Source organism: Pseudomonas sp. RL, assembly GCF_000647775.1.
Classification (GTDB): domain Bacteria; phylum Pseudomonadota; class Gammaproteobacteria; order Pseudomonadales; family Pseudomonadaceae; genus Serpens; species Serpens flexibilis.
Window position 1 is genome coordinate 22841 of sequence record NZ_JBOY01000053.1, and the last position, 14659, is coordinate 37499.

A 14659-nucleotide genomic window follows, 5' to 3' on the forward strand; every position below is an offset into this window, starting at 1 on the left:
GCGGCTGAGGCGCGGCACAGGCTCAGATGATCTTGTTGCGCAGCTTGTCCGCCGCCTCGCGCAACGCCTCGATCACATGCTCCTTGTCGAGCTGCTGCAGGCTGTTGGTGTCCAGGTACATGGAGAAGCCGGGCAATTCGTGCTCGATGAAGCTGGGCGAGGCGCCCAGGTCGCGGCGGAAGTCGATCACCTGGTAGATGTGGATCGGCCGGGCGAAGCCCTTGACGGTGATCTGTCCCTTGTCGCGGCACATGATCACGTCCTTCACCAGTGAATAGGTTTCGTGGGAAATGAGGATCTCGCCGATCTCCGCCGCGTTCTCCAGGCGGCTGGCCAGGTTCACCTCGCGGCCGATGATGGTGTAGTCCATGCGCGTTTCCGCGCCGAAGTTGCCCACCGTGCAGTAACCGGTGTTCAGGCCCATGCGGATTTCCAGCGGCTTGGTGATGCCCTGGGCGCGCCATTGCTGGCGCAGCACCTTCATGTGCTTGCGCATGGCGATGGCCATGGACACCGCCGCCACGGCATCCTTGCGCGCCCCTTCGGTGGTCGGGTCGCCGAAGAACACCATCACGCAGTCGCCGACGAACTTGTCGATGGTGCCGCCGTACTTGAGGGCGATCTTTGACATGTCGTTGAGGTAGGTGTTGAGCAGGTCGGTGAGCTGCTCGGCCTCCAGCTCCTCGGAGAGTTCGGTGAAGCCCTTGATGTCCGAGAAAAACACCGTGAGTTTCTTGCGCTGGGTTTCCAGGCACACGCTCTTGCGGCCGCTGAAGATGGATTCCCAGATCTGCGGCGACAGGTACTTGGACAGGCTGCGTGCCAGCCGCGCGGCCTTTTCCTGTTCGCGCTGGATCTCGCTGCGTGCCAGGTAGAGCTTTAGGCTCTGCTGGTGCACGAAATAGGCGGTGATGCAGATGTACAGGCCGCTGGACAGGATGCTCACCAGCACCACCAGCGGCGGGGTGTCCAGGTGCAGTTCCGGCGGCCGGTGGTAGGCGTAGCCCAGCGCCGTGAGGCCGGCTACCAGCAGGGTCATCAGGAATGACAGCACGCCGCCGCCGATCATGGCGCTGAAGCCGAGGATCAGCAGGATCATCAGCGCGGGGATGGCCGACAGGCCAAGCAGCACCAGGGCGAAGCCGGCATGCAGGGCATCCAGGAGCAGCAGCGCCTGGTCGGTTCGTTGCGGGTTGCGCCGGTGGAACGGGCGGCTCAGCAGGTGGGCCAGCTGGGGGTACAGCAGGGTGTAGGGCACCATCCAGAGGATTTCCTGCGGGCAGTGCTGCACATAGGTGCCGGTTACGACGGTGGCGGCCACAGTGAGGTAGGCGAGCACACGGGAGTAGTAGTCGCGAAGGGGCAGGAGGCTTCCCCGGGAACCGGACACGATGGCGGACTTGATAGGCACGACGTTTCCCTGTGTACGCTACTGCAAAGCCAGGTGCCGGATCATAACCAAGCGGAAGGAAGGGGCCAAGCGGTGCGACGTGCCGCGCCAGCCTTTGGGCCGCCCTCCGCACCCTTGCCGGTCGTCGTGGTCTATTGGCCCGGGCGCAAGGAAAGGAGGGCGGGCGATGCGGCGGTGGCGCTGGGTGCTGATGCTGGTGGGGAGCGGCCTGCCCCTGTTCTTGCAGGCTGACGAACAGACCCTGTTCAGCTTCGTTCGCCCGCTGGATGTGGTGCAGGTGTCCACCGAGGATGCCTGGTTCCCGGAACTGACCGCGGAAACCACCCCGGAGGGCGCCATCCTGCGACGCCTGAGCTTCAACAATGCCGCGCAGCCGACGATGTCGCTCGAACCGCAGGACGGCGTCTGGGACTGGACCGGCCAGCGCACCATGACCCTGCGCCTGCGCAACGCGATGGAGTGGGACCTGACCCTGCATGTGCGTATCGAAAGTGGCGATGGCCAGGCGCTGGAGGCGCGGATCGGCCTGCCAACCGGGCCGACGCAGACCCTCGCCGTGCCCCTGCAGGCCACCTCGCCGGAGGCCTGGGGCATGCGCGCCGGTCCGCCTATGCCCTGGTCGCAGGGCGGCCGGCGCTTGCTGGTGGCCACCCAGGTGCAGGGGGAGATCAGCCTGGATCGGGTGCGCGCGGTCAAGGTCTACCTGCGCAATCCCGATGTGCCGCAGCACATCCTGCTCGGCCAGTTCGGCGTCAGCGCCAGCGATGAGCTGGTGACCGCCTACCAGGGGCTGGTCGATGGCTATGGCCAGTACACCCGGCGCGCCTGGGGCGACAAGATCAACGCTGACAGCCAGCTGCGCCGTCTGCTCGACAATGCCAGCGCGGCGCTGGACAGCTGGAACCGCCAGTTGCCTGAGCGTGATCGTTTCGGTGGCCTGCGCGGCGGTGCGCGCTTCGAGGCCACCGGCTTCTTCCGCACCGAGAAACAGGCGGAGCGCTGGTACCTGGTGACACCGGACGGCCACCCGTTCTTCTCGCTGGGGGTCAATGCGGTGAGCCGCCAGCACAGCCAGACCTACGTGCAGGGGCGCGAAGTAATGTTCCAGTCGCTGCCGGCGCCCCATGAGCCGCTGGCGCTGTTCTATGGCCAGGGCGACAGCCGCACCGGTGTGATGGCTACGCGCGAGCGGCAGTTCGCCCACGGTCGCTGGTTCGATTTCTACAGCGCCAACCGCTACCGCGCCCAGGCCGAGCAGGCCTGCGAGCGCCACGAGCCCTGTGCACCCTGCCGGACGCGGCAATCGCTGCCCGACGCCGAGCGCCGCGACGAGACCGCCTGCCTCGTCCTGCGCACCCAGGCGGTGAACGCCCTGTGGCCCGAACAGACCCTGGCACGCCTGCAGGCCTGGGGCTTCAACACGCTGGGCAACTGGAGCGATGCGGAGCTGCACGAACAGCCGCGCATGCCCTATGTGCTGCCGCTGTCCATTGCCGGTGACTACGCCAGCATCCCCACCGGCCACGACTGGTGGGGTGCCATGCCCGACCCGTTCGATCCGCGTTTCGCGATGGCCGCCGAGCGCGCGGTGGCCATTGCCGCGCGCGGGCGGCGCGAGGATCCGTGGCTGATCGGCTACTTCGTCGACAACGAACTGCCCTGGGCGGCGCCTGGTGACACGCCCCAGGCCCGCTACGCGCTGGCCTACAACACCCTGCGCCAGACCACCGATGTGCCGGCCAAACGCGCCTTCCTGAAACAGCTGCGCGACCGCTACCGCAACCAGCAGGGGCTGGCGGCCGCCTGGGGCATCGAGCTGCCGGCCTGGGAGCTGATGGAGGACCCCGGCTTCGAGGCGCCGCTGCCCGACCCGGCCCATCCGGCCATCGAAGACGATCTGCGGCGCTTCCTGGCGCTGTACGCCGACACCTACTTCCGCACCGTCGCCGAGGCGCTGGCCTGGCATGCGCCGAACCACCTGCTGCTGGGCGGGCGCTTCTCCATCGCCACGCCGGAAGCGCTGGCCGCCTGCGCGCGCTATTGCGATGTCCTCAGCCTCAACACCTACACGCGTGCACCCCAGCAGGGCCAGGATTTCACCGCGCTGCACGCGTTGAACAGGCCGGTCCTGATCGCTGAGTTTTCCTTCGGCTCGCGGGATCGCGGGCCCTTCTGGCCGGGGCCGCTGGAGGTGCCAGGCGAAACCGCGCGAGGCGCCGCCTATGCACACTTTCTCGAGCGGGCCCTGCAGGAGCCGGTGATTGTCGGCCTGCACTGGTTCCAGTATCTGGACCAGCCGGTGACGGGCCGCCTGCTGGACGGCGAGAACGGCCATGTCGGCCTGGTGGCCATCACCGACGTGCCGTTCGACGGCTTCGTCGACGCCGTGCGTCGCGCCAACCTGCGCCTGCTGCGCCGCTGGCTGCCCCCGGCCGAGCGCACGGCGCCATAACCGCCGTCCCCTATACGCCGTCGGCCCGCCTAAGGCCGGCCCTGCAGGGTTGCTGCGCACAAACTTGCCGCACGCGCCGCGCCGCGCCGACAATACCGCCCATCCAATCGATACCCCGGAGTGCGAGCGTGCAGATCCAAGGCTATTTCGACCTGCGTTTCGAGGCGGTTCGCGACGCGTTCGCCGCTCTGTTCGACAATCCCGGTGAGCGCGGCGCGGCGCTCTGCGTGCAGGTCGCCGGCGAGACGGTCGTGGACCTGTGGGCCGGCCCTGCGGACAAGGACGGCCAGGAAATGTGGCAGCAGGACACCCTGCTCAACCTGTTTTCCTGCACCAAGGCCTTCGCCGCCGTCGCGACCCTGCAACTGGTGGGTGAGGGCAAGCTGGAACTGGATGCTCCGGTGGCCCGCTACTGGCCGGAATTCGCCGCCGCCGGCAAGGAGCGCATCACCGTGCGCCAGTTGCTCTGCCACCAGGCCGGACTGCCCGCCATTCGCGCTCCGCTGTCGGGTGAGGCGCTGTACGACTGGCCAGCCATGTGCGCGGCACTGGCCGCCGAGGAGCCGTGGTGGACGCCGGGGACCGCCCACGGTTACGCGCCGATCACCTTTGGCTGGCTGGTTGGCGAGTTGCTGCGCCGTGTCGAAGGCCGCGAGCCGGGCGAGGTCATCGTTGCGCGCACCGCCAAACCGCTGGGTCTGGATTTCCATATCGGCCTGGACGACGCCGAATTTCACCGCGTGGCCCACATCGCCCGGGGCAAGGGACCCGTCGGAGACGAAGCCGCCCAGCGGCTGCTGCGCACCATCATGCGCGAGCCGCAGTCGCTCACCACCCGTGCCTTCACCAATCCGCCTTCCGTGCTGACCAGCACCAACCGCCCGGAATGGCGCCGCATGCACCAGCCAGCGGCCAACGGTCATGGCAATGCCCGCTCGCTGGCCGGCTTCTACACCGGCCTGCTGGAGGGTCGGTTGCTCGAGCCGGAGCTGCTCGCCGAGCTGACCCGTGAACATTGTCGGGGTGAGGACCGCACCCTGCTGACCTCCACCCGCTTCGGTCTCGGCTGTATGCTCGACCAGCCGGGCGTCGCCAATGCCACCTATGGTCTCGGACCGGGTACCTTCGGCCACCCTGGCGCTGGCGGCTCCGTCGGCTGCGCCGATCCGCAGCGGGAACTTAGCTTCGGTTTCGTGACAAATACATTGGGACCCTATGTGCTGATGGATCCGCGTGCGCAGCAGTTGGCCCGGGTGGTAGCCGCCTGTCTGGCCTGATCGGCCGATAGGCGAGCGATTTACGCAGTCTTTCAAGTGCTTACCGTCCGTCAGCTGGCTGGCGCCAATATCTTGCGTATTCCTCGCCTGCCGGCAAAATGCCACTGGCATGCCAATGAACGGGCGGTCTGAAACCGACTGCTGTTATCAACTTTTGTGCTAGGGCAACCGTCCATGAATATGAAAATGATCCACTCCGCGACCCTGATGCTCTGCATGGCTGTAGCGGGTTGCAGCTCCACGGGCAACACTGGCAGCGCGCGTCCCGAGGTCTCCCAGTCCTGGCTGGACAGCCAGGAAACCGCCCTGCGCACCGCAATGGCGGGCAGCAGCTTCACCCTCAGCCGCATCGACAACGCGCTGGTGGTGACCGCTCCGGCCGATACCACCTTCAACGCCGATCGCCCCGACATGCTGCTGCCGGCCAGCCTGAAACCCATCACCACCGTGGCCAAGCAGGTGGGTGGCAACACCGAAGCCGGCGTGCTGATCGTGGGTCACCTGGACAACACCCTGAACACCGAAGCCGCCGCCAAGCTGAGCCAGTCCCGCGCCCGCGCCGTGGCATCCATCTTCCGTCTGAGTGGTCTGAAGCACGATCGCCTGCAGGCGCTGGGTCTGGGCGGCGCCCAGCCGGTGGCCAGCAACGACAGCGCTGACGGCCGTGCCAAGAACCGTCGCGTGGAAATCCTGGTGACCGAGCAGAAGGCCCTGGCCGCCGTGGCTGCCGACTACCGCGCCAGCGCCACCAAGCTTGCAGCCAAGTAAGCGGCGTCTCGGTTAAGCTGGGGGCCGTTTCTACCTTCCGGAGACGACCATGTCCCCCAGCCTTGCCGATATGCGTCGCGAATACGTTCGCGACGGTCTCACCGAAGAACAGGCGCCGGCCGAACCGCTGGCCCTGTTCCGCACCTGGTTCGCCCAGGCCGTCGAAACCGAGCACCTGCCGGTCGAGCCCAACGCCATGACCCTGGCCACCGTGGATGCCAACGGTCGCCCGCATTGTCGGGTGCTGTTGCTCAAGGGCCTCGACGAACAGGGCTTCACCTTCTTCTCCAACTACGACAGCGCCAAGGGCGAGCAGCTCAGGGCCAATCCCTTCGCAGCCATGACCTTCTTCTGGCCAACCCTGGAACGCCAGGTGCGCATCGAAGGCCGCATCGAGCGGGTCAGCGCCGAGGAGTCAGATGCCTATTACCGTGTGCGTCCGCTGGGCAGCCGTCTCGGCGCCTGGGCCTCGCCGCAGAGCCGGGTGATCGCAGGGCGCCACGAGCTGGAACAGTTGCTGCGCGACACCGAGGAACGCTTCCGCGACCAGGAACCGCATTGCCCCGAGCACTGGGGCGGCTACCGTCTGGTACCGGAGCGCATCGAGTTCTGGCAGGGTCGGCCCAGCCGACTGCACGACCGCCTGAATTACCGCAGGGTCGGCGACGCCTGGGTGCGCGAACGACTGGCGCCGTAAGAGATCTTGTAGGGGGGGCTTCAGCCGCGACCGGGTGTGGGTCGCCACGGTGGACAAACAAGGCGTTGTCCACCCTACGAGGCTGCAGGGTTCTCGACTCATCGGCGGCCGGAAAGGCGCCGATCGCCCTGCAAACGCAGTCTGCCGAGCCTCGTGGCTAATGCTTCTGGCGGGCGGAGAGGGCAATCGCCAGTAGGATCAGCGCCCCGCCGGCCGCCATGCGCAGGGTGGGCTGTTCGTCGAACAGCCACCAGGCCACGGCGATGCCGTAGACCGGCTCCAGGGCGAAGACCAGCGCCGCGCTGCGCGCCTTGAGTACGCTCAGGCTGGCCACGAACAGGCTGTGGGCAATGGCCGTGCAGAACACGCCGAGCAGTCCCAGCCACAGCCAGTCCAGTGGCCTCACCGCTGGCAGCAGATGCCACGCCAGCGGCAGCAGGCACAGGGCGATGGTCAGGTTCTGCCAGAGTGCCGCCTGGAACGGGTGGATGCCCTTCACCGAGGCGCGGTTGGCCACCGACAGCAGGGCGAACAGCAGTCCGGATAGCACGGCCCACAGCAGCCCGGTGGTCTGTGTGCTGGCCAGTTCGAACTGGGGGGTCACCAGCAGCAGCCCGGCGCTCACCAGCACCAGAGTCAGCCATTCCATGCCCCGAATGCGCTCGCGGAACAGCAGCCCTTCCAGCAACACGGTGAAGGCCGGGAAACTGGCGAAGCCCAGGGTCGCCACGGCTACCCCGGACAGCTTCACCGCGTGGAAGAACGTCAGCCAGTGCCCGCCCAGCAGCAGGCCGCCACCGGCCAGCAGCAACAATTGGCGCCAGCCTGGCCGGGCATGCCGCCAGGCCAGCGGCAGCAGGCTGATCACCGCGAACAGCGCGCGTCCGAAGACGATCACCAGCGGTGCGGCGAGCGCCAGTTTGCCGAACACGCCGGTCAGGCCGAACGCCAGTGCGCCGATGTGCAGCCCGAGCAGGGCGCGTCGTGGGGTCATGGGGGCTCCGGTAGATAGGGCAAGGGTGGGTAGGGTAAGCGCTTTTGGTAGGCGCGGACCTGTCCGCGAGGCAGGCCGACACCTGGCCGGCCACACCGGGCGGCTCGCGAACAGGTTCGCTCCTACTGGTTCGTGCAGGGCTCGGGTTTCGGAAGCGGGCTATGTGCGGGCAGTGCTCGCCGCGCAGCGCGCATGAGCGCCACGGCCAGCAGTGCGCAGGTCAGCGCCCAGGCCACGGCCTGGCCATTGACGATTCCTTCCTGCCATAGCTCCAACGGGATGCCCAGCGCCAGCACGCCTGCCAGTAAACGCCCCTCGCGCGGGCGGATGGGGCGCGGGTGCAGCAGGAAGAAGATGGCCGGAAACAACAGCGCGTACCAGGGAAACCCACGATAACGGGCATCCAGCACCAGTCCGAGCATCAGCACCGCGCCGGCAAAACCGCTGGCCAGCAACAGCGGCGCGTCGAGCCATGGCCAGGTTCGGCGCCGTGCGGTGGCTGACAACGCCGCCTGGGCCAGCACCAGCAGATTGAGGCATATCAGTGTGGAACCCCACAGCCACTCCGCCGGGCTGCGGCTGATCACCGCGAGCTGTTGCGCCTGGAACGCCACGCAGCCCGCACCCAGTGCCGCCAGCGGCGGCAGCCAGAGCCGCGTACCCGGCCCGGCCAGCAACAGGGCCGCTCCGTACAGGGCCAGCGCGAGCGCGAGCCACACCGGCCAGTCCGGCAGGTTGGATACCGGCCCGCTCAGTACCCCCTTGTCGGCGCGATCGGCGTCGAACAGCCCCCAGTAGCCGCCCACGGTGCCTTCGCTGCGCCGCTTCCAGGGTTGATCGAAGGCTTCGATGAGGTTGTAGCGCCAGCCCTGGGCCTCGGCCTGTTGCACGAAGCCGCGAATGAAGCGCGCCTGGTTGAGTGGGCTGGGCACGGCGGTTTCCCGCTGCCGGCCCTGGCTGGGCCAGCCGGTTTCGCCAATCAGGATGTCCTTGGGAGCGAAACGTTGAACAAACTCGTCGTGAACACGGGCAGCCTCGTCCAGCGCGCTGTCGATGCCCTTGGGTTCGTCCTCCCAGTAGGGCAGCAGATGTACGGTAAGGAAATCCACCGCCGGGGCGATTTCCGGGTGGCGCAGCCAGAATTCCCACACATCCGCGTAGCTGACCGGTTGCGGCACGTTGTCGCGGACCCGCTCGATCAAGCGGGCCAGTTGCGCGGCGGTGACCTCACGACGCAGCAGGGTTTCATTGCCCACCAGCACCGCCCGGACCACATCGGGGTAGGCGCGGGCGGTCTCGATAAGCAGGCGGATCTCGGCTTCGGTATCCCGTGGATCGGCATTGACCCAGGCGCCCAGCAGGAGCGTGAGGCCGTGCTTGCGGGCCAGCGCCGGCAGGGCCTCCAGCCCGCTCATCGAATAGAGGCGTATGCAGGAAAAGCGCTGAGCGAGCAGTGCCAGATCGGCATCCAGCTGGGCGCTGTCCAGACGCAGCGGCAGGTCGAAGGGCGACTGCTCACGGCCGAACGGGCTGTACGACACGCATTGCAGACGCTGGTCGTCGGCGATGGCGTCGGCCAGCGGATGGCTGCGACCGAGCCAGGCCCAGCAGGCGCTCAGCAGCAGGGCGAAAAACAGCAGGAAGGCGAGGTAGTGAAGGCGTGGTCGCATGGGGCGGGCCGGCGGAAGCGTCCTTGCAGCTTAGCGCCGTCCAACGACCCTGCCGGTCCGCTTGGCGGATCAGGCCTGATGGTGCAGCCAGGCATGTTCCGGAACGGGGGCGGGGGCCGACTTTCCGAAGCGCTCCCAGAGCTTCTCGTGGAAGTAGAAGCCCACCGAGTTGCACAGGGGTTCGATGGCCGCCACCAGTCCCCCGATGGCCACGCTGCCGGTCAGGACATAGGTCACCGCGAAGGCAATGCAGAAGTGCATGACGGTGAAGGTAGCGGTCTTGAGCATGTGGAGTCCCCGGATTGAGTTGGGAATCGTTGTCGTTTGCGTGAACCTTAGCGGGGACGGGTCGATTGAGAAAATTTTTCTCCTGTATGGGGGTGATAGCTTTTTGACGATGGAATAACGGCGCGGCCTTCGGGCAGGCCAACTCAGGAAATGTCGACCACAGCAACCTTTTGCGACCGGCGGCCAATTCGACCAATGTCGACTTTTGTTGACGGGGCAGGGGCTTAGAGTGCCCCCCGTCCAGAATTCCCTGGCTTTTAGGACAAGAACAAGATGTACGACGTTGTAACCCAGCGGATTGAACAAAGTCCGCGCTTCAAAGAACTGGTGGCCCGTCGCGGTCGCTTCGCCTGGACCCTGTCCGCCATCATGCTCGGCCTCTACGTGGCTTACATCCTGGTGATCGCATTCGATCCCCAGCTGTTCGGCACGCGCATCAGCGCCGACTCGTCCATCACCTGGGGCATCCCCGCAGGTCTGGGCCTGATCTTCTCCGCCTTCATCCTGACCGGCATCTACGTCAAGCGCGCCAACGGCGAGTTTGACGACCTGACCGCGGAAATCATCGAGGAGGCGCAGCAATGATGTCCCGTCTCCTGGCAGGTGCCGCCCTGCTGTTCGTCGCCCCCAGCCTGTGGGCGGCCGGTGCCCTGGAAGGCGAAGTGGTCAAGCAGGCCACCAACTACACGGCCATCGTCATGTTCCTGGTGTTCATCGCAGCCACCATGGGCATCACCAAGTGGGCCGCCAAGCGCAACACCTCGACCTCCGACTACTACACCGCCGGTGGCAGCATCACCGGTTTCCAGAACGGCATGGCGATCGCCGGCGACTACATGTCCGCCGCCTCGTTCCTGGGTATTTCCGCCCTGGTGTTCGCCTCCGGCTATGACGGCCTGATCTACTCGATCGGCTTCCTGGTGGGCTGGCCGATCATCCTGTTCATGATCGCCGAGCGCCTGCGCAACCTGGGCAAGTTCACGTTCTCCGACGTGGCTTCCTACCGCCTCGGCCAAACCCAGATCCGCATCCTCTCCGCCTTCGGCTCGCTGACCGTGGTGGCCTTCTACCTGATCGCCCAGATGGTCGGCGCCGGCAAGCTGATCCAGCTGCTGTTCGGCCTGGACTACCTGGTCGCCGTGGTGCTGGTCGGGGTGCTGATGGTCATGTACGTGCTGTTCGGCGGCATGCTGGCCACCACCTGGGTGCAGATCATCAAGGCGATCCTGCTGCTCTCCGGCGCCACCTTCATGGCCATCATGGTGATGAAGCACGTCGGCTTCGACTTCGGCCGCCTGTTCTCCGAAGCGATCAGCGTGCACGCCAAGGGCGAGTCGATCATGAGCCCCGGCGGTCTGGTCAGCGACCCGATCTCCGCGATCTCGCTGGGCCTGGCGCTGATGTTCGGCACCGCCGGCCTGCCGCACATCCTGATGCGCTTCTTCACCGTGGCGGACGCCAAGGAAGCCCGCAAGTCGGTGTTCTACGCCACTGGCTTCATTGGCTACTTCTACATCCTGACCTTCATCATCGGCTTCGGCGCCATCCTGCTGGTGGGCACCAATCCGGAGTTCAAGGACGCCTCGGGCGCCATCGTCGGCGGTAACAACATGGTCGCTGTACACCTGGCCAGCGCCGTGGGTGGCAACCTGTTCCTGGGCTTCATCTCGGCCGTGGCGTTCGCCACCATCCTGGCCGTGGTGGCCGGTCTGACCCTGGCCGGTGCCTCGGCGGTGTCCCATGACCTGTACGCCTGCGTCATCAAGAAGGGCAAGGCCCGCGAGCAGGACGAGCTGAAGGTCACCAAGATCACCACCCTGGCCCTGGGTGTGGTCGCCATCCTGCTGGGTATCGCCTTCGAGAAGCAGAACATCGCCTTCATGGTCGGCCTGGCCTTCTCGATCGCCGCCAGCTGCAACTTCCCGGTGCTGTTCCTCTCCATGTACTGGAAGGGCCTGACCACCCGCGGCGCGCTGTTCGGCGGGATCCTCGGCCTGGGTACCGCGGTGGTGCTGACCATCCTCAGCCCGACCGTGTGGGTGAGCATCCTGGGCAACGCCCAGGCGATCTTCCCCTACGAGTACCCGGCGCTGTTCTCGATGATCGTCGCCTTCGCCACCACCTGGTTCTTCTCGGTCACCGACAAGTCCCAGGCCGCCAGCGAGGAGCGCGCGCGCTTCCTGCCGCAGTTCATCCGCTCGCAGACCGGCCTCGGTGCCAGCGGCGCTGTCGCGCACTGATCCCTGTCCCACCAATGAAAAAGGCAGCCGCGAGGCTGCCTTTTTCGTTTCCGGAATGGATGAGCGTCAGGCCGTCACCGCCGTCCGCGACAGACGCTGGATGGCTTCGTCGAGCACTTCCAGCGCTTCGTGTGCCTCCGGCGCGTCCTGCTTGAGCAGGGTTTCGCAGCGTTGGCAGGCGGCACGCAGCTGGGGCACGCCGCAGTAACGGGTGGCGCCATGCAGGCGGTGGATGCGCTCGATCAGCGCCTCGCGGTCCCAGCGCTCCCAGGCGATCAGGATGGCCTGACGGTCGGCGTTCAGCGAATCCAGCAGCATGGCCAGCATGTCGGCCGCCAGGTCAGCCTTGCCGGCGGCCAGGCGCAGGCCTTCCTCGGAGTCCAGTACCGGCAGGCCGCTGCCGGGTTCGCCCGCCGGCTCGCTCGGACGTACCGGCTGACCGCCGCGCAGGCTCAGACCGGTCCACTTGAGCACCACCTGGCTGAGCTGGTGCTCGTTGATCGGCTTGGTCAGGTAATCGTCCATGCCGCCCTGCAGCAGGGCGCGCCGTTCGTTGGCCAGGGCGTGGGCGGTAAGGGCGACGATGGGCGTCTGTGCCCGGGCCTGCTCGGTTTCCCAGGCGCGGATCACCTCGGTGGCCTTCAGGCCATCCATGCCGGGCATCTGCACGTCCATGAAGATCAGGTCGAAGCTGTGCCGGCGCACCTGCTCGACGGCGGCGAAGCCGCTGTCCACCGCGGTGACCTCTGCCCCCAGGTCGGCGAGCAGGGTTTCCACCAGCAGCAGGTTGGCCGGGTTGTCATCCACGCACAGCAGGCGCGGCGGACGCGACTGGCCCGCCAGTGGAGCAGGAGATTCGTTGCGGCTCGCCGGACGGCCGCCGCGCAGCTCCCACAGGCCGTTATGCAGCTGGCGCGTGCAGATCGGCTTGCTGAGCAGTTGCTGATGTTCGTCGCCGAGCTCCTGGTTGTAGAGCATCTGGTCCGTGGTCGGGCAGAGGATGAGCGCCTTGCAGCCCTGGGCTTCCAGCTCGTGCAGGTACTGTCCCAGCCGTTCCGGCGGCAGGCTGCGGCTGTCGATGCTCAGCACCGTCAGCTCGATCGGGCGGGCATCCGGGGAGTTGGCCACCGCCTCCAGCAGCTCGCCGGGGTTGGCGTACTCGAGTACCTCGAGACCGGCGTCTTCCAGTTGATGACGCAGCGCCTGGCGAGCCAGGTCGTGGCCATCCAGCAGCGCGACGCGCAGGCCGCGCAGGTCTTCGCAGGTTTCCTCGTCCAGCGGCTCGGCCTTGGGCAGGCTGATGCTGATCCAGAAGTCCGAACCCTGGCCCGGCACGCTTTCCACGCCGATCTCGCCGCCCATCTGCTCGACCAGGCGCTTGGAGATCACCAGGCCCAGGCCGGTGCCGCCGGCCTGGCGGCTGATGGAGTTGTCGGCCTGGCTGAAGGCATGGAACAGCTGGCGCAGATCGTCCTCCGACAGGCCGATGCCGGTGTCACTGACGCTGATGCGCAGCTGTGCGCGTTCGTCGTCTTCGTCCTCCACCATGGCGCGCACGGCCACGGTGCCCTGGTGGGTGAACTTGATGGCGTTGCTCACCAGGTTGGTGAGTACCTGCTTGAGGCGCAGCGAATCGCCGACCAGCGACTGCGGTGTATCGCGGTAGATCAGGCAGACCAGTTCCAGCTGCTTGCCATGCGCTTCCGGGGCCAGCATGGTCAGGGTGTCCTGCAGCAGGTCGCGCAGGTTGAACGGTGCGTTCTCCAGCACCAGCTTGCCGGCCTCGATCTTCGAGAAGTCGAGGATCTCGTTGATGATGCCCAGCAGGTTGTTGGCGGACTTCTGGATGGTCTGCAGGTAGTCGCGCTGGCGCGGGGTCAGTTCGTTGCGCAGCAGCAGCTTGGTGAAGCCGAGGATGCCGTTGAGCGGTGTGCGGATCTCGTGGCTCATGTTGGCCAGGAACTCCGACTTGATGCGACTGGCCTCCAGCGCCTCCTTGCGCGCCAGGTCCAGCTCGATGTTCTGGATCTCGATGGTTTCCAGGTTCTGGCGCACGTCCTCGGTGGCCTGCTCGATGCTGTGCTGGAGCTCCTCCTGGGCATTCTGCAGGGCAGCGGCCATGCGGTTGATGCCGGCGGCCAACTGGTCCATCTCGCGGCTGCCCAGGTCCGGCAGGCGGGTCTGCAGATCGCCGTCCTTCAGGCGCGCCACGCCCTTCTGGATGATCGTCAGCGGCACGTTGATCGCCCGGCTCATGCGCAGGGCCAGCAGCGCGGCCACCCCCAGGCAGGCGCCGATCAGCATCAGGCTGGCGAACAGGCTGCGGTAGCCGCGCAGCAGGGTGCCCTGGTGGGAAATTTCCAGCTCGATCCAGCCCAGCGGCCGGTCGTCAGTGGCAGCGGCCTCGCCAAGGGTCAGGTGGCTGATAAGGATCGGCTGGATGAAGCGCGTGGTATCCCGGTCGGTCAGCCGTTGCGGCTGATCGGTTCGGCGGACGGGACGGGTCTGCGGCAGCATGTTCGGCCCGGCATGGGCGCGCATCTGACCGTCCTGGTCATACAGCGTCACCGCACGCACGTCGGGCTGTTCGAGCGCCTTGCTGGCGATGCGCTGCAGCAGTGCGGGATCGCTGTTGGGCAGCGCTGGCGCGGTGAGCGGTGCAAGGTGCTCGGCGACCATCTGACCGCGTTGCAGCAACTGTGACTGCAGGTCCGCCAGTTGCATCGAGGTGAAGTAGATACCCAGCAGCAAGGCCAGCAGGCTGGTGGGCAAGAGGGTCAGCAATAGGACGCGACCCTTGATGCCGAGTTGGCTTAACACACTGGAGTCCCCTGGTTGACCGATGGCGTGAGTGTAGCGAGA

Annotated in this window: 11 protein-coding genes; 6 read left to right on the plus strand and 5 right to left on the minus strand. The window is 66.6% G+C overall.

What is annotated here, in order from left to right; genetic code table 11:
* Positions 1 to 22: 22 nt before the first annotated feature.
* Complete coding sequence (locus AS93_RS0109535) at positions 23 to 1405, minus strand: adenylate/guanylate cyclase domain-containing protein (protein ID WP_051587429.1); 1383 nt, start codon at positions 1403 to 1405, stop codon at positions 23 to 25.
* Positions 1406 to 1577: 172 nt separating this feature from the next.
* On the opposite strand from AS93_RS0109535, the gene AS93_RS0109540 reads away from it, so the two are divergent.
* The 4 genes from AS93_RS0109540 (at position 1578) to pdxH (ending at position 6605) form a co-directional block, all read left to right on the plus strand.
* A complete protein-coding gene (locus AS93_RS0109540; RefSeq protein ID WP_037008859.1) occupies positions 1578 to 3863 on the plus strand; it encodes a beta-agarase in 2286 nt (761 codons plus the stop codon).
* Between the two features lie 128 nt (positions 3864 to 3991).
* Entirely contained in the window at positions 3992 to 5140 is a 1149-nt protein-coding gene (locus AS93_RS0109545; RefSeq protein WP_027590403.1) for an EstA family serine hydrolase, read from the plus strand.
* Positions 5141 to 5314: 174 nt separating this feature from the next.
* Positions 5315 to 5908 carry an OmpA family protein gene (locus AS93_RS0109550; protein WP_051587425.1) on the plus strand — a complete coding sequence of 198 codons (594 nt, stop codon included), beginning with the start codon at positions 5315 to 5317 and terminating at the stop codon, positions 5906 to 5908.
* 49 nt (positions 5909 to 5957) lie between these two features.
* Positions 5958 to 6605, plus strand: coding sequence for a pyridoxamine 5'-phosphate oxidase (gene pdxH, locus AS93_RS0109555; protein ID WP_027590405.1), 648 nt, complete (start codon positions 5958 to 5960; stop codon positions 6603 to 6605).
* 157 nt (positions 6606 to 6762) lie between these two features.
* Here pdxH and AS93_RS0109560 read toward each other — a convergent pair whose 3' ends face one another.
* From AS93_RS0109560 to AS93_RS0109570, 3 genes are all read right to left on the minus strand, one after another.
* Positions 6763 to 7599 carry a DMT family transporter gene (locus tag AS93_RS0109560; RefSeq protein WP_027590406.1) on the minus strand — a complete coding sequence of 279 codons (837 nt, stop codon included), beginning with the start codon at positions 7597 to 7599 and terminating at the stop codon, positions 6763 to 6765.
* Between the two features lie 122 nt (positions 7600 to 7721).
* On the minus strand, positions 7722 to 9269 hold the full coding sequence (locus AS93_RS19105; RefSeq protein WP_051587426.1) for a beta (1-6) glucans synthase: 1548 nt from the start codon (positions 9267 to 9269) through the stop codon (positions 7722 to 7724).
* Between the two features lie 69 nt (positions 9270 to 9338).
* Complete coding sequence (locus tag AS93_RS0109570; RefSeq protein ID WP_027590407.1) at positions 9339 to 9557, minus strand: DUF2061 domain-containing protein; 219 nt, start codon at positions 9555 to 9557, stop codon at positions 9339 to 9341.
* A gap of 273 nt (positions 9558 to 9830) precedes the next feature.
* On the opposite strand from AS93_RS0109570, the gene AS93_RS0109580 reads away from it, so the two are divergent.
* Both AS93_RS0109580 and AS93_RS0109585 read left to right on the plus strand, forming a co-directional pair.
* Positions 9831 to 10142: a DUF485 domain-containing protein gene (locus AS93_RS0109580; protein ID WP_027590408.1), complete on the plus strand. Its 312-nt coding sequence runs from the start codon at positions 9831 to 9833 to the stop codon at positions 10140 to 10142.
* Positions 10139 to 11797 carry a cation acetate symporter gene (locus AS93_RS0109585; RefSeq protein ID WP_027590409.1) on the plus strand — a complete coding sequence of 553 codons (1659 nt, stop codon included), beginning with the start codon at positions 10139 to 10141 and terminating at the stop codon, positions 11795 to 11797. Before AS93_RS0109580 ends, AS93_RS0109585 begins: the two co-directional genes overlap by 4 nt.
* Before the next feature lie 66 nt (positions 11798 to 11863).
* On the opposite strand, the gene AS93_RS0109590 is transcribed toward AS93_RS0109585, so the two are convergent.
* The gene (locus tag AS93_RS0109590) at positions 11864 to 14617 is read right to left on the minus strand and encodes a response regulator (protein ID WP_027590410.1); all 2754 of its coding nucleotides are present in this window, start codon (positions 14615 to 14617) and stop codon (positions 11864 to 11866) included.
* Positions 14618 to 14659: the final 42 nt, after the last annotated feature.

Coding starts and splice junctions, on each gene's coding strand:
- AS93_RS0109540 (WP_037008859.1), top strand. CDS start 1,578: ATGCGGCGGTGGCGCTGGGTGCTGATGCTGGTGGGGAGCGGCCTGCCC.
- AS93_RS0109550 (WP_051587425.1), top strand. CDS start 5,315: ATGAATATGAAAATGATCCACTCCGCGACCCTGATGCTCTGCATGGCT.
- pdxH (WP_027590405.1), top strand. CDS start 5,958: ATGTCCCCCAGCCTTGCCGATATGCGTCGCGAATACGTTCGCGACGGT.
- AS93_RS0109560 (WP_027590406.1), bottom strand. CDS start 7,599: ATGACCCCACGACGCGCCCTGCTCGGGCTGCACATCGGCGCACTGGCG.
- AS93_RS19105 (WP_051587426.1), bottom strand. CDS start 9,269: ATGCGACCACGCCTTCACTACCTCGCCTTCCTGCTGTTTTTCGCCCTG.
- AS93_RS0109570 (WP_027590407.1), bottom strand. CDS start 9,557: ATGCTCAAGACCGCTACCTTCACCGTCATGCACTTCTGCATTGCCTTC.
- AS93_RS0109580 (WP_027590408.1), top strand. CDS start 9,831: ATGTACGACGTTGTAACCCAGCGGATTGAACAAAGTCCGCGCTTCAAA.
- AS93_RS0109585 (WP_027590409.1), top strand. CDS start 10,139: ATGATGTCCCGTCTCCTGGCAGGTGCCGCCCTGCTGTTCGTCGCCCCC.